The following is a 14,255-nucleotide window of genomic DNA, read 5'->3' on the forward strand; positions in this document are numbered from 1 at the left end:
ACCGCCGGTGGCAGAACGAAGGCGGCGGGGGCCGGCCGGAGCCTCCCGCCGAGGTGACTGGCCGCGGTAGCGGCCGGAGCCGTCAGTGCACACGAGCGTCAACGCTTGCGCTGGTTATACGGCGGTTCATGCTATTTGGTCAAGCACTTGCTTGGTGCGCGTGCGCCGGGTCGGCGATTAGGCCTGGGTCACCGGGTATGCGTCTGATACAGACGACTTCCAGTGACGGAAAGAAGGTGTGCCCGTCATGCCGAGGGCGCAGATCAAGGACGAGAAGACCTACCAGAAGGTCCGTGAGAGCGGCGCGAGCAAGGAGAAGGCCGCGCGCATCGCGAACGCCGCAGCAGGCCAGGGGAGGAAGACCGTCGCCCGCCGGGGCGGAAAGCACCCGCCCTACGACGACTGGTCCAAGAACGACCTGATGGACAAGGCCCGCCAGATCGGAATCAAGGGCCGCTCCTCGATGACCAAGGATCAGCTCGTCAAGGCGCTGCGCGACCACTGAGAGGGCTCCCACCGGGCCCCGTCTCCGCCGTTACGTCCGGAATCGGCCTTCCAGCGGGCCGTTCGCGGCCGGATGAAGCCGTCATACTCGGCTCGGCATCCGATCGCGACGCTGGGAGGCGGCGGTGGGCGAGGTCAGCCGACGGGGATTCATCGCCGGGACGGCGGGCGCGGTGGCGGCGGGCGTCGTCGCGGGCGAGTCCCTCGCCGAGGGCCGGGCGGACGCGGCCGTACGGCTGCCGGCGCCGGAGCGGTCGGGCATCGACCACATCGTCGTCGTGATGATGGAGAACCGCTCCTTCGATCACTATCTCGGCTGGCTGCCGGGCGCGGACGGCCGGCAGGCCGGGCTGACCTACACCGACCGCGACGGCGCGGCGCACCCGACCCATCACCTGACCGTGCCGCACGGCTGCGGCTTCCACGACCCGGACCACTCGTACGAGGGCGGGCGGGTCGAGTTCAATGAGGGCGCGTGCGACGGCTGGCTGCGGGCCGGCCAGAACGACCTGCTCTCCATCGGCTACTTCCACGCCGAGGACCTGGCGTTCTACGGTCGCGCGGCGCGCGACTGGACCGTCTGCGACCGCTACTTCGCCGCCATGATGGCTCCGACGTTCCCCAACCGGTTCTTCCTGCACGCCGCGCAGACCGACCGGCGTACGACGTCCGTCGAGAAGCTCGCCACCATGCCGACGATCTGGGACCGGCTCGCCGCCAAGGGCCTCAAGGGCCGCTACTACTACAGCGACGTGCCGTACACCGCCCTGTGGGGCACGCGGTATCTCGGCATCAGCCACCCGATCGCGGAGTTCTACGCGGCGGCCGCGACCGGAACGCTCCCGCCGGTCTCCTTCGTCGAGCCCGGCTTCCTCGGCGAGGCGGTGCCCGGCCTGTCCGAGGACGAGCACCCCCTCGCGGACATCCGCCTCGGCCAGCACTTCCTCGGCAAGGTGCACGACGCGGTCGTGAGCAGCCCGAACTGGGCCAGGACGGTGCTGGTCATCACGTACGACGAGTGGGGCGGCTTCTTCGACCACGTCGCCCCGCCCGCCGGCCCCGATCCCAACCCGGACCTCGGCGCGGGCCTGCGCGGCTTCCGGGTGCCCTGCGTGGTCGTCTCGCCGCGGGCCCGGCGCGGCCACGTGGCGCACCGGCTCTACGACCACACCTCGATCCTGAAGATGATCGAGTGGCGGTTCGGCCTGGAGCCCCTGACCGTACGCGACGCCGCGGCGCGCAACCTGGCCGAGGTCCTGGACTTCGAGCAGCGGCCACGGCTGAAGGTCCCGCGGTACGACGTCCCACGCCCGCTCACCTTCGGCTGCATCCTGCCCGATCACGCCCACGCCGGAGAGGACTGGCCCGACCTCGCCTCCCTGGCCCGTCGCCGGGGCTTCGCCACCCGCTGAGGCTCAGGCCGGCGACAGGTCGTAGTCGTCCCGGCGGGCGTGGCGGGTCCGCGCCCAGTACTCGAACGTGAAGCCGGGCCAGATCGTGCGGTTCACCCCGTTCTCGTCGAGGTACCAGCTCACGCAGCCGCCTTCGTTCCACACCGCGCGGCGCAGCCTCCGCTGGAGACGGTCGTTGAACCGCCGCTGGGCGTCGGCGCGGACCTCGATCACGTCCGCCTTCTCCGCCGCGAGCAGGCGCAGGCAGCTCAGCACGTGCTGCACCTGTGACTCGATCATGAAGACGACGGAGTTGTGGCCCAGGCCGGTGTTGGGCCCCAGCAGCATGAAGAAGTTGGGGAAACCGGCGACCGTCACGCCGTGGTGGGCCTCGATGCCGTCCGCCCAGGCGTCCTGGATCTTCAATCCGTCCCGCCCGACGATGTGCTGCTCGGTGAGCGCCTCGGTGACCTTGAAACCGGTGCCGTAAATGATCACGTCGACGTCGTAGGCCGTGCCGCCGGCGGTCACGAGGCCCGTCTCGGTGATCTCCGTGATCCGTTCGGTGACCAGGTCGACATGGGGACGGGTCAGCGCCGGGTAGTAGTCCGAGGACAGCAGGATGCGCTTGCATCCGATCGTGTAGTCGGGGGTGACCTTCGCGCGCAGCTCGGGGTCGTCGATCTGATGCTCGATGTGGCGGCGGGCCATCCGCTCCATCGGGCCCATCAGCCGCGGATCGAGGGTGAAACCGACGGCCCGGGTCTCCAGCAGCCAGTAGATGCCGTCGCGGAAGGCACGCTGCGTCCCCGGCACGTACCGGAAGACGCGCCTGGTCCGTTCGGACAGCACGAAGTCGGGCTTGGGCTGGATCCACGGGGGAGTGCGCTGGAACACGTGCAGCCGGCTCGCCTCGTCGGCCACCCGGGGTACGAACTGGATCGCGGACGCGCCGGTGCCGATCACGGCGACCCGCTTGCCGGTCAGGTCGGCCGACGGGTCCCACTGCGCGGAGTGGAACGCCGTGCCCCGGAACCGCTCCGCTCCGGGGATCTCGGGGAGGGACGGTACGTGCAGGGCGCCGATCGCCGAGACCACGGCCCTCGGCGTCAGCACCTCGCCGGAGGCCAGCGTGACCGTCCAGTGGCCGGCCGCCTCCTCCCACTCCAGGGCCTCGACGGTGCAGCCGAAGCGCAGGTGCGGGGCCAGGTCGTACTTGTCGACGCAGTGGCGCAGGTAGTCCCAGATCTCCTCCTGTGGGGCGAACATCCGCGACCAGTCGGGGTTCAGCTCGAAGGAGAAGGAGTACATGTGCGACGGCACGTCACACGCGCATCCCGGGTACTGGTTGTCGCGCCAGGTGCCCCCGAGATCGTCGGCCTTCTCCAGGATGACGAAGTCGTGGAAGCCCGCCCGCTTGAGCTGGATGGCCATGCCGAGGCCGCCGAACCCGGAGCCGATGATCGCGATCTTCACTGATCCTCCCGGAGCACCGCCCACTCACCTACCGACAGTAAGTTACCAGCGGTAGCTTACCGACGGTAGGTCGTGAGATAGAGTTCACAAGTGATCTCCAACGAGTCCGTCAGGACGCGTCGCCCGAGAATGTCCCGCGCCGACCGCGAGCAGCAGATGCTCGACGTCGCCGAGGAGGTGTTCGCCGAGCGGGGCTACGGCGCCGTCTCGATGGAGGAGATCGCCGAGCGCGTCGGGCTGTCCAAGCCGATGCTGTACGAGTACTTCGGTTCCAAGGAGGGCCTGCTGCTCGGCGTGATCCGGCGGGCCCGCGGCGAGCTCCGGGAGACCACCGAGCAGGCCGTCGGCGCGGCGGTCTCGCCGGAGGAGGTGATGCGGCGCGGCTACGTCGCCTACTTCCGGTTCAACGAGGCCCACCGCCGGGCGTGGCTCGTCCTCCTGCAGGAGCCGGTCCTCATGAGGAGCGCGGCCGAGGAGATCGAGGCGATACGCCGCCAGCAGAGCGAGATGATGGTCGGGCTCCTGGCCGCCCACCTCCCCGACCGCCCCCGCCGGGCCCTCGAGGCGTACGCCGAGAGCATGATCGGCGCCTGCGAGCGCATGGCCCTCTGGCAGGCCCGCAACCGCGAGGTCACCCCCGAAGAGGCCGCCGACCACCTGATGGACCTCACCTGGACCGGCCTCGCCGGCGCGAGCTCCGCCGGGCCGGCGGGCTGACCAATGCGGGCATCGACCCGTGAGAGCTCTGTGTGAACGAGTGATTACCCAAAGTTGACTCGACAGGATTTTCGACTACGGTAAGTCCCGTCCTCGTCACCTTGTGTCCTCGTTCCGTGGAGGGAATGATGCACTCATGGCCGTCCAAGCCCTTGAGGTGCCCGTGGTTCCTAAAGACGATCTACAGGACGCGTTCCGAGAGCTCTGCGGCGCCTTCCCGCGCCATCGGGTGGAGCTCGTCAACGGCCGGATCGTGGTGAGTCCCTTGCCGACCGGGCTGCACAACGACATCGTCTACTGGCTGTTCGCCCAGCTCCTCGCCACCGCTCAGGCGAATGGCTGGAAGATCTGGACTGACATCACACTCTTCTTCGGGCCCCAGCGCGATCGGTACCGGCCGGATCTGACCGTCGTGCCGCCCGAGCCGAAGATGTGGGCGAAAGACCACATCCACGCCGACCAGGTGCTCCTCGTCGTCGAGGTCGTCTCCGAGAGCAGCGTGACCGATGACCACGACGTGAAGCCGCGCCGCTACGCTGCGGGCGGGGTGCCGCTCTGTCTGGTTATCGACGTCTTCGCGCGGAAGGTCCGGCTGCTGTCCCAGCCGAGCGACGACGGCTACCAGCAGGAGACCGACGTCGTCTTGGGCCGTCCGATCGATCTGCCGGAGCCGTGGAAGCTCACCCTCGACACCGCGGCGCTCACCGCCTGATCGGCGCCCCTCCCGGCAGCGTCAGCCGAACGTGCGCCAGGACTGTTCCTGGACGAGTTCACGGCTGCGCCAGCCGATGGGTGTGCGGATCAGCCGGTGGTGGTACCAGCCTCCGCCACGGACGAATCCGGGCTCGGCCGCGGCGATCGTCGACCGTGACGGGGCCAGGGTGTCGGCGAACGACGCGCTGACCCGCGCCTCATCGCCGTCGACTGACATCGTCACCGCTCCGATCAGGTGCTGACGGCCGGGCCAGGCGGCGAGGACCTCGGAAAGCCAGCGCTTGATCGCTTCCCGGTCGCCACGGACGCCGCCCGACGCGGAGAAGTCAATGGTCGCGTCCTCGGTGAAGACCGAGTCGAGCAATGCCCACTCGCCGCCGTCCACGGCGCGCACATAGCGGGCGAGCAACTCGCCGATCTCCAGCCGGTCGGCGATCTCCTGAACATCCACCCCAGGATCATCCATCTCGCCAAACGGACGATCAATACCGAAATCGCCCTACGGTGCGTGATCACTCACGTGCGGAGGGACACTGCCCTCGGCGTTCACTGGGGGAGGCGCGATGCGACGTCGTTCGACGAAGACGATCGGCCATGAGCCCGCCGGAAGGGGCCCGGACGAGCCGCAGGATCCGGCAGCCGGGGAGGAGAGGAGCCCGGAAGACGGGACAGTCGCCGAGGAGACGAGCTCCGGGAAGGGCGCCGTCGCCGGGGAGGAGACGAGCTCTGGAGAAGGCGCCGTCGCCGGGGAGGAGGGGAGCCCGGGAGAAGGGGCCGTCGTCGGGGAGATGGCCGCGATGCCCTGGCAGGCGCACCTCGGAGAGCTGGTCGCCACGAGTCTGGCGGGCATGAGCCGTCGCCTGCCCACGCTGGTCGGCGCGGCGGTCCGCCTCGCCTGGCGGGCGAGCCGGTTCGACACGATCGTGACCGTCCTGCTCAACCTCGCCGCCGGGGTCTTCACCGCGTACGGCCTGCTGGCGACGGCCGGTGTGCTGACGGCTCTGTTCGCCGGCGGTGCGACACCCGACCGAGTGCGGGCGGCCCTGCCGTCACTGGCGCTCGTCGCCGGGGCGGCGGCGCTGCGCTCGGGGCTGCAGGCGGGGGCCGGATGGGCGCAGGCCCGGCTGAAGCCGAAGGTCAACCGCATCGTCGAGACCCGCCTGTTCGAGCTCACCACGCGGGTGGATCTGCCGGCGTTCGACGACACGGACTTCCACGACGCGATGCACCGGGCCCGGCAGCGCGGCCTGTACGAGGCGTCGGCGGTGGTCCAGGAGGCGATCGACATCCTCACCGGCGTCGTCGGGCTGACGGCGGCGGCCGGCGCGCTCGGCGTCCTCCACCCGATGCTCCTGCCCTTGCTGCTGCTCACGGCGGTGCCCGACGGCTGGGCCGCGGCGCGCGTGGCCCGCATGCGCTACCTGACCATCTTCACCCTGTCCCCGCTCCGCCGCCGCAAGTGGGTGCTCGCGGACCTGATGGCCGACCGGGACTCCGCGGCGGAGATCCGGGCCTTCACGATGCGAGGCTTCCTCGGCCGCGAACACGACCACCTCGCCACCGAGGAGTGCGAGGTCCACGTCGCGCTCGCCCGCCGCCAGACGGTCGCGCTGGTGTTCGGTGAGATCGCCGGCGGCGTCGCGAGCGGCGGGGTCTACGTCGCCCTCGGCGCGCTGCTCGCCACCGGAGCCGTGCCCCTCGCCGTCGCGGGCACCGCGGTCCTGGCGATCCGCACCGGCAAGAACTCCCTCGCCTCGCTGCTGTACGCGGTCAACCAGTGCTACGAGTCGGGCCTGTACTTCGCCGACTATCTCGACTTCTGCGCCGAGGCCGAGCGCCGCGTCCCCGAGGAACGCCGGGTGGCGGCACCGGTGACCTTCGACGCCATCACCGCGGAGGACGTCTGGTTCACCTATCCGGGCGCCGACGAGCCGAGCCTGCGCGGGATCTCGGTGCGGATCCGCGCGGGCCAGGTCGTCGCCCTCGTCGGTGAGAACGGCTCGGGCAAGACCACGCTCGCGAAGATCCTCGCGGGCCTGTACCGCCCGGACGACGGTGAGGTGCGCTGGGATGCGACCCGCCTGTCCGAGGTCGACCTCGAACGCCTGCGCGAGAGCATCGCGATGATCCCGCAGGACTACACGCACTGGCCGATGACGGCACGGCACAACATCGCGATGGGCCGCGTTCCCGACGACTCTCTCATCGTCGAGGCGGCGCGGGCCGCCGGCGCGGACGAGGTCATCGAGCCGCTTCCCCACGGATACCGGACGCTGCTCGACCGGCGCTTCAAGGACGGCCACGAGCTGTCGGGCGGGCAGTGGCAGCGCATCGCCGTCGCGCGCGGGTTCTACCGGGACGCCCCTCTGCTCATCTGCGACGAGCCCACCGCCGCCCTGGACGCCCGCGCCGAACACGCCCTGTTCGAGCGGATCCGCGGCCATGCCGACGGCCGTACGGTGCTGCTCATCACCCACCGGCTCGCCAGCGTCCGCCACGCCGACCAGGTCTACGTGCTCGACCGCGGCCGGGTCGTCGAGGAGGGACCGCCCGCGGAGCTCCTCGCGGCGGGCGGCGTCTTCAGCGAGCTGTACGACCTGCAGGCCCAGGCCTACCGGCTGGAGGAGGCTCCGCTCGAGACCGTACGCGCCGTTCGCCGAGCGAGATGAGACGCCGGGTCATGGCGGGAGGTTCGGGTCGTGGCGCGATCCGGCCACCGGCCAACCTTCCGGGCCCATCACCCCTCTCACCAGGTGTAACGCAAGCGCGTGAGAGAGGTGGACCTCATGAAGATCAAGCGGATCGCCGTCACCGGCCTGCTCGCGGGCGCCCTCGGGCTGGGCGGTGCCGCCCTGGCCGGCCCCGCCTCCGCGGACACGGCCCCGAGCCTGCCCGGGCACGCCGAGCAGTTCCCGGTCCTGCAACAGGGGCAGACGAGCGAGGAGGTCCGGGCCCTCCAGTGGCTGCTGAACTGCAAGGGGATCCGGCTCCCCGTCCCCTCGCACTTCGGCCCCCGCACCTACTCCGCCGTACGGACGTACCAGTCCGCGCACCGGCTCCACGCCGACGGTTCCGTCGGGGCGGCCACCTGGACCGACCTGCTGTCCCGGTCGCAGGTCCGGTACGGCGACCGCAACGACTGCGTGAAGGCCGCGCAGGTCCTGCTGAACAAGTACCACCGCCCGTACCACTTCTCGGACCTGCCGATCAGCGGCTACTTCGGCCCGAGCACGCGAAGCGCCCTGCACACGGTGCAGGCGCGCGCCCACGTCACGCCCACCGACACCATCACGGTCACCACGTGGAGCATCCTGCTCTTCCCCGGCGACTGACCTCTAGCGCCGCCGAGCGGGGGGCATGTCCCGTACGACCGCGCGGGTGCCCGGCACCACGAGATCATCACAGCGGCCGCACAGGTTCTTCACATGCCTCGGCCAACATCTCGCGGTATGCGCCACCTCAAGACCTACACCGGTGCACTGCTCACCGTCGGCCTGATCTTCGGGTCGGCCGGCTGCGGCTCGGCGAATGACGGCAAATCGGAGGACGGCTCGCCCAAGGCGGATTGTCCGGCCGACGCCGAGCCGCAGCAACCACGCCAGCAGGGCGGGGCGAAGGTAGCGACCGTGCTCGGCCGCCAGATCTCGGTGTACAAGCACAAGGGCGACGGTGCGGTCTGGAAGACGCTGTCCAGCCCCAACGAGATGGGCGCCACTCCGACGGCAGCCCCCGGGAAACTGCCGATGGCAGGCCCCAAGAACCTTCCGACGGCAGCCCCCGGAAAACTTCCGGCCCTCCACAAGAACCCGAACTACACGGGCTGATCTTCGGACCGCGGACAGCCAGGTCACAGCTTTTAGCGCCGTGCTGTAACCGTCCGTTGGCTTGAAGGCTGCGGACGGAAGGTGATCATGAAAGGAGAAGGTCGTGGTTAATGGTGGAGAATGGGACCGGCGTTCGCTGTTGCGGGGCGCCGCCGTGGTGGCCGGTGCCGCCGCGGCGGCGCCGCTGCTGGGCGGGGCGGCCAGGGCACGAGCCGGCGGCGGTGACGCGGACGCGTTGTTCAAGGCGGGGAAGTTCGAGGAGGCCGGCCGCGCGTATGAGGAGATCCTGAAAACAGATCCCACGAACCTGAACGCGGCCCGCCAGCGCGGCTATGTCGGGCTACTGGCCAACAAGTTCCCCGACGCTGAGAAGTATCTCACGATGGCCCTCAAACTGGCACCCAACGACAAGGAGACCAACGAGCTCCTGGGCGACTGCTACATCCGGCAGGACAAATTCTCCCTCTCCGTACCACGCTGGCAAGCGGCCGGCGACGATGACTACGCCAAATGGTTCGCGGCATTCAGCGGCGAACCGTATCAGATCAAGGGCGACATCGCGCGGGTGCCATTTCAGCAGCTAGACCCGTCTCCGCAGGTAGAGGCCTCGATCAACGGCGGCCCCCCGAAGAACTTCACATTCTATACCGGCGCCTCGAATCTGAGCGTGACCACGTCGGTGGCAAAGGAAGCCGGGCTGACCGCCGTTTACAAGGAAAAGACCGACTTCGAAGGCGAGACCATATGGGTGTACTACGGGGTACTCGACTCCTTCAAGCTGGGCGACATCGAACTGCGCAACGTCCCCGTGGGCTGGTCGTCGACGGAGTCGGGCGAAGATGTCGACACCAACCACAATGGCATGATCGGCACGTGGGTCTTCTACCACTTCCTGACCACCTTCGACTATGCGGGCCGGTCGCTGATCCTGCGCCGCCCGACCCCCGAAGCGGTCCAGAAGGTACGCGCCGCCGCCAAACGGGCGGGCGTCAAGCCCCTGCCGCTGTGGCTGGCTCTTGACCACTTTGTGCACAGCCTCGGCAACATCGCCGGCTCCGGCCCACGGGTGATGGGAATGAACCTCGGCGGAGAAGGCGAAATGGTCGGGGGCATGCCCGGGGCGGTGGCCAAGCAGTTGGGGGTCCGCACCGACTACGACCGCCCGGTCGAGACGTTTGCCCACAGCCACGCGACCACCGCCTACCCCTGCTATCCGAAGGAGATCCGCCTCGGCGATGCCGTCGCCAACGAGGTCTACTGCGAAACGGACCCAAACGCGCAGGTCAACGTGCCCTTCCCCTATGGGACAGGGTTCGACACGACGGGCTGGTTCGCCCACTGCTTCTGGAAGCCCTACAACGTCACCCTCGACTTCACCAACATGAACGTCTACATCGCCTCCGGCAAAGCCACCTGATCGCCACCGGCACGGGGTCATAGGAGCTACCTGCGGCTGCCGGCTCCTACGGGCGAGGGAGTAAGGGCGAGCCGGCCGCTCTTACCTCCTCGCCCGGTGCGTACAAGGTGGTGTCCCGGGCGTCGCAGCAGCCGATGCGCGGCTGGAGCCCGGCGAGTTGCTGATCGAGCCGGGCAGCGAACTCAGCGTCCAGGCACCGCCCGTACGGCCGCGCGCAGCGGGGCGGGCAGCGGCGTCGAGGCGCCGCCGGAGACGGCGACGTAGGTGATGTGGCCCCTCGCCGACACGTCGTCATCGCGCCGGACGACGAATGACACGGCCAGTGAGCTCCGCCCCGCGCCGGTCGGGCGGACCTCGATCGAGACGAGGTCGTCCAGCCGGGGGCCGCGGCGGTGCTCGCAGCCGCTGGCGACCACGACGAGGTCGGCGCCCGCCGCGCGAAGCGCCTGGTAGCCGCCGACGTGCTCGTCAAGCCAGCCGAGGAACGCGTCCTCGAAGTACTCGGAGTACCGGGCGGCGTGGAGCACTCCCTGGGCGTCGCAGTGCCGTGGACGGATCCGGGTGCGGTACACCGACACCGGGACGTCGGCGTCCGCGGGCGGGCTCCGGTGCGTCCAGATCGCGTCGAAGGCGGCCTGGTCGTGGGGGAGCATCCGGCAGTCGGCGATCCGGCCGTCCCGTACGCGGTACAGGCCTACGGTCGACCAGGCGTGCTCCTCTCCGGCGATCGTCGCGGTGCCGTCGGTGAGCGCGGTGATCCATTCGCCGTCGCCGCTGAGCACGTCGCGGGTGTGCATGCGGAAGCTCCGATCGGCGAGCTCCCGGCGCGTGCGGAAGTAGGCGAGCACCGCCTCGACGCCGTGGTAGTCGCCGGCGATCGCGTTGTTCCCGGGCACGTGCCAGGCGATGTCCTCGGTGAGGATCTCCCGCAGCGCCGCGGCGTCGCCTCCGCCGTAGAACGCGTTCTGCGCCGCGTGCAGGCGGTGCAGGAGGGCGACGGCCTGATCCCTGTCCAGCGTCGTTCCCCTTTCGTCAGGGCGTGGCGTACCGCCGGATCCACTCGTACATCGCGACGCCGCTGGCCACACCCGCGTTGATGGAGCGCGTCGAGCCGAACTGGGGGATGTGCAGGACCACGTCGGCGGCCTCGCGCGCCTCCTCCGACAGGCCGGGCCCCTCCTGGCCGAACAGCATGAGGCACGCGCGGGGCACCTCGGCGGTCTGGATCGGCCGGGACCCGGGCAGGTTGTCGATCCCGATGATCGGGAGATCGCGGTCCCCGCACCACGTCACCAGCTCGCTCGTCGTCGGATGGTGACGTACGTGCTGGTACCGGTCGGTGACCATGGCGCCGCGGCGGTTCCAGCGCCGTCGGCCGACGATGTGCACCTCGGCGGCGAGGAACGCGTTGGCGTTCCGGACGACCGCGCCGATGTTGAAGTCGTGCTGCCAGTTCTCGATCGCCACGTGGAACGGGTGCCGGCGGGCGTCGAGGTCGGCGACGATCGCCTCGTTGCTCCAGTAGCGGTATTCGTCGACGACGTTGCGGCGGTCGCCGCCCGCGAGCAGCGACGGGTCGAGCCGCGGGTCCTCGGGCCAGGGCAGCGGGTACGGCCCGACCCCGGGCTCGTGCGAGACGGGCTCCGCCTCGGTGTCGGGATCGGCGGGGTTCTGCGGATGCGCTGCGACGTCGGACGTCATGCGCCCGAGCATAGAAGGTGCCCGGCTCAACCCGTCGCGGCGCCGGCTCGGGAGGACTCAGTCCGTCTCGGCGTGCCTGCTCCGCTGGAACAGCGCGAAGAGCCAGACCAGCGACGGCACCAGGAGCACCAGCCCGACGAGGACCGAGGCCAGCGTGGCGTGCAGGACGGTGGGCTGGGCGGCGGCGTCGGCCACGGTGACGTGCGGCGGCAGGAGGACGGGGTACTGCGCGACCGGCCAGCCCCAGATCACGGCGGAGACGGCGGTGGCGGCGGTGACGCGGGCGATGGCGAACCGCCGGGCGACGAGCAGCGCCAGAGAGGCGACGCCGGCGACCGCGGACAGGACGACGATCGGGAGGGCCCGGCCGGTCAGGCCGTCGTACAGGCCCGGTGCGTCATGGCGGAGGACGAAGATGCCGCCGATCGCGATGCAGCCGGTGACCACCGCGGTGACGATCCCGCGCCGGCGGAAGGCGTCCGCGAGTGCCTCCTCACCGTGCCGGCGGGCGTCGCCGGTGAGGAAGACCGCGGCGAGGTACGCCGTGGCGCCGACGGCCAGCACGCCGCCGAGGATCGAGGTCGGGTTCCACCAGCTGCCGATCAGGTCTCCCCGGGCCAGGCCGACCGGGACGCGTCCGGAGGCCACCGCGCCCGCGACCGTGCCGAGGAAGAAGGGCGTCAGGACGGAGGACAGCGCGAACGCGCCGCCGAACAGTCTCAGCTGCCACAGCTCCGTGCTGGCCTTGCGGAACGCGAACGCCGATCCGCGCGCGATGATGCCGAACGCGATCAGGGTCAGCGGGATGTACAGCGTGGAGGCCACCGACGCGAAGACCGTCGGGAAGCAGGTCCAGAACATCACGATGACGAAGACCAGCCAGACGTGATTGGCCTCCCAGACCGGCCCGATCGCGTGCTCGATGAGGCGGCGCTGGGCGAAGCCGTGCCGCGGCCCGCCCGCCAGCGCGTCCCAGAAGCCCCCGCCGAAGTCGGCGCCGCCCAGCAGCGCGTACATCGTGATCCCTGCCCAGGCCAGGACGAGCAGGGCCTGCGCGGCGGTCATGGGGTGTACTCCTCGGTCCAGCCCTCCTGGGGCGCGGTGACCGGCTGCACCCGCAGCCGGTTCAGGACGTAGCAGGCCGCGACCGTCAGCACGGCGTAGACGGCGAGCACGGAGACGAGCCCGACCCAGAGTCCCGGCGCCGGGTTGACGGCGTCCGCGGTGCGCTGGTGCTGCCAGACGATCCAGGGCTGCCCGGCCCACCTCGGTGGTGACCCAGCCGGCCTCCAGCGCGACGACCGCCGCGCCCCCCGAGATCGCCGCCAGCCGCAGGAACCAGCGGGAACGCGGCAGGTCCCGGTGCCGCCACCACGCGAACGCCAGCCAGGCGCCGAGCAGGACCAGCCCGAACCCGATCGCCACCATCGCCTGGAAGCCGAGGTGGACCGGGTTGACCGGCGGCCGGTCGGCTACCGGCACCTTGTCCAGGCCCTGGACGACCGTGCCGGGCCGGTAGCCGACGAGCAGGGACAGCGCGTCCGGGATATGGACGGCGTACCGCATCCGCCCGTCGACGTACGCGCCGCCGATCGACAGGGGGACGTGCGATCCGGTGTGGTTGAGACCCTCGATCGCGGCGAGCTTGGTCTGCTGGTTGGTCGCCAGGAACCTCGCCATCGCGTCGCCGACCACCACCTGCACGGGCGCGACGATCGCGGCGGCGGTGAACGGCAGCAGGAGACCGATGCGGTGATAACGGTCCCGCCGGCCGCGCAGCATCCCCACGGCGTACACGCTCGCGATGCCGAAGCCGGCGACCATGAAGGCGGCCAGGACCATGTGGAGGACCTGCCGCGGCATGGCGGGATTGAACATCGCCACCCACGGCCGTACGTGGGTGACCTTCCCGTCCACCAGGTCGAAGCCGCGCGGCTGGTTCATCCAGGCGTTCGCCGAGACCACGAAGACCGCCGACAACACTCCCGCCACGCAGACCGGCAGGCCGGCCAGCACGTGCGCGCGCGGCGACGGCCGGTCCCACGCGTACAGGTAGATGCCGACGAAGATCGCCTCGATGAAGAACGCGAATCCCTCCAGGGCGAACGGCAGGCCCAGCACCTGGCCGTACGTGCTCATCAGGCCGGGCCACAGCAGGCCCATCTCGAAGGAGAGGATCGTTCCGGAGACGGCGCCGACCGCGAACAGCACGCCCATGACCTTCGCCCAGCGGTGCGCGAGCCGGATGTAGTCCTCGTCGCCGGTACGGTGCCCCCGCCACTCGGCGAACACGGTGAACGCGGGCATGCCCACCCCGAAGCAGGCGAGGATGATGTGCCAGCCGAGGGAGAACGCCATCTGCTCCCGGGCCGCCAGTAGATCGCCCGGGGTCGCCGCGATCGATGGCAGTGCGAGCATGAGCGGCTCCTCACCTGGTGTCTCGGCTCATCGCCGGCTACGGACCGGCGTCCAGCGGGCCGGGGTCGGCGCGTACGAACACGACATCGGCTT

The 14,255-nt window shown here is 70.2% G+C and carries 13 protein-coding genes; 8 read left to right on the forward strand and 5 right to left on the reverse strand.

Annotation, left to right across the window (positions count from 1 at the left end):
• The first annotated feature begins 247 nt into the window (after positions 1 to 247).
• Both ACYVF7_RS19225 and ACYVF7_RS19230 read left to right on the forward strand, forming a co-directional pair.
• Positions 248 to 505, forward strand: coding sequence for a DUF7218 family protein (locus tag ACYVF7_RS19225; RefSeq protein WP_460342089.1), 258 nt, complete (start codon positions 248 to 250; stop codon positions 503 to 505).
• A gap of 124 nt (positions 506 to 629) precedes the next feature.
• The gene (locus ACYVF7_RS19230) at positions 630 to 1,916 is read left to right on the forward strand and encodes an alkaline phosphatase family protein (protein ID WP_460342092.1); all 1,287 of its coding nucleotides are present in this window, start codon (positions 630 to 632) and stop codon (positions 1,914 to 1,916) included.
• 3 nt (positions 1,917 to 1,919) lie between these two features.
• Here ACYVF7_RS19230 and ACYVF7_RS19235 read toward each other — a convergent pair whose 3' ends face one another.
• Positions 1,920 to 3,371, reverse strand: a complete 1,452-nt coding sequence (locus ACYVF7_RS19235) for a flavin-containing monooxygenase (RefSeq protein WP_460342095.1) — start codon at positions 3,369 to 3,371, stop codon at positions 1,920 to 1,922.
• A gap of 90 nt (positions 3,372 to 3,461) precedes the next feature.
• On the opposite strand from ACYVF7_RS19235, the gene ACYVF7_RS19240 reads away from it, so the two are divergent.
• Together ACYVF7_RS19240 and ACYVF7_RS19245 are read left to right on the forward strand one after the other, a co-directional pair.
• On the forward strand, positions 3,462 to 4,088 hold the full coding sequence (locus tag ACYVF7_RS19240; protein WP_460342097.1) for a TetR/AcrR family transcriptional regulator: 627 nt from the start codon (positions 3,462 to 3,464) through the stop codon (positions 4,086 to 4,088).
• Between the two features lie 136 nt (positions 4,089 to 4,224).
• Entirely contained in the window at positions 4,225 to 4,800 is a 576-nt protein-coding gene (locus ACYVF7_RS19245; protein WP_460342100.1) for a Uma2 family endonuclease, read from the forward strand.
• A 21-nt stretch (positions 4,801 to 4,821) separates the two neighbouring features.
• Here ACYVF7_RS19245 and ACYVF7_RS19250 read toward each other — a convergent pair whose 3' ends face one another.
• The gene (locus ACYVF7_RS19250) at positions 4,822 to 5,253 is read right to left on the reverse strand and encodes a nuclear transport factor 2 family protein (protein ID WP_460342103.1); all 432 of its coding nucleotides are present in this window, start codon (positions 5,251 to 5,253) and stop codon (positions 4,822 to 4,824) included.
• A 112-nt stretch (positions 5,254 to 5,365) separates the two neighbouring features.
• Between ACYVF7_RS19250 and ACYVF7_RS19255 the strand changes: the two genes are divergently transcribed.
• From ACYVF7_RS19255 to ACYVF7_RS19270, 4 genes are all read left to right on the forward strand, one after another.
• A complete protein-coding gene (locus ACYVF7_RS19255) occupies positions 5,366 to 7,471 on the forward strand; it encodes an ABC transporter ATP-binding protein (protein ID WP_460342106.1) in 2,106 nt (701 codons plus the stop codon).
• Positions 7,472 to 7,588: 117 nt separating this feature from the next.
• On the forward strand, positions 7,589 to 8,134 hold the full coding sequence (locus tag ACYVF7_RS19260; protein ID WP_460342109.1) for a peptidoglycan-binding domain-containing protein: 546 nt from the start codon (positions 7,589 to 7,591) through the stop codon (positions 8,132 to 8,134).
• Positions 8,135 to 8,251: 117 nt separating this feature from the next.
• Entirely contained in the window at positions 8,252 to 8,626 is a 375-nt protein-coding gene (locus ACYVF7_RS19265; protein ID WP_460342112.1) for a hypothetical protein, read from the forward strand.
• 103 nt (positions 8,627 to 8,729) lie between these two features.
• Positions 8,730 to 10,043, forward strand: a complete 1,314-nt coding sequence (locus ACYVF7_RS19270; RefSeq protein WP_460342115.1) for an aspartyl protease family protein — start codon at positions 8,730 to 8,732, stop codon at positions 10,041 to 10,043.
• 182 nt (positions 10,044 to 10,225) lie between these two features.
• Here ACYVF7_RS19270 and ACYVF7_RS19275 read toward each other — a convergent pair whose 3' ends face one another.
• Genes ACYVF7_RS19275 through ACYVF7_RS19285 form a run of 3 tightly spaced genes read right to left on the reverse strand, consistent with a single transcriptional unit; the run spans position 10,226 to position 14,162 of the window.
• Positions 10,226 to 11,131: a nuclear transport factor 2 family protein gene (locus ACYVF7_RS19275; protein WP_460342118.1), complete on the reverse strand. Its 906-nt coding sequence runs from the start codon at positions 11,129 to 11,131 to the stop codon at positions 10,226 to 10,228.
• The gene (locus ACYVF7_RS19280; RefSeq protein ID WP_460342121.1) at positions 11,076 to 11,744 is read right to left on the reverse strand and encodes a TrmH family RNA methyltransferase; all 669 of its coding nucleotides are present in this window, start codon (positions 11,742 to 11,744) and stop codon (positions 11,076 to 11,078) included. The genes ACYVF7_RS19275 and ACYVF7_RS19280 overlap by 56 nt, the downstream gene beginning before the upstream one ends.
• Before the next feature lie 57 nt (positions 11,745 to 11,801).
• Complete coding sequence (locus ACYVF7_RS19285; protein ID WP_460342124.1) at positions 11,802 to 14,162, reverse strand: cytochrome ubiquinol oxidase subunit I; 2,361 nt, start codon at positions 14,160 to 14,162, stop codon at positions 11,802 to 11,804.
• Positions 14,163 to 14,255: the final 93 nt, after the last annotated feature.

The sequence above is a fragment of the Actinoallomurus acanthiterrae genome, assembly GCF_054775715.1.

Bases quoted from the DNA above. Each gene is read 5' to 3' on its own strand.
- ACYVF7_RS19225 (WP_460342089.1), top strand. From the start codon at position 248: ATGCCGAGGGCGCAGATCAAGGACGAGAAGACCTACCAGAAGGTCCGT.
- ACYVF7_RS19245 (WP_460342100.1), top strand. From the start codon at position 4,225: ATGGCCGTCCAAGCCCTTGAGGTGCCCGTGGTTCCTAAAGACGATCTA.
- ACYVF7_RS19255 (WP_460342106.1), top strand. From the start codon at position 5,366: ATGCGACGTCGTTCGACGAAGACGATCGGCCATGAGCCCGCCGGAAGG.
- ACYVF7_RS19260 (WP_460342109.1), top strand. From the start codon at position 7,589: ATGAAGATCAAGCGGATCGCCGTCACCGGCCTGCTCGCGGGCGCCCTC.
- ACYVF7_RS19265 (WP_460342112.1), top strand. From the start codon at position 8,252: ATGCGCCACCTCAAGACCTACACCGGTGCACTGCTCACCGTCGGCCTG.
- ACYVF7_RS19280 (WP_460342121.1), bottom strand. From the start codon at position 11,744: ATGACGTCCGACGTCGCAGCGCATCCGCAGAACCCCGCCGATCCCGAC.
- ACYVF7_RS19285 (WP_460342124.1), bottom strand. From the start codon at position 14,162: ATGCTCGCACTGCCATCGATCGCGGCGACCCCGGGCGATCTACTGGCG.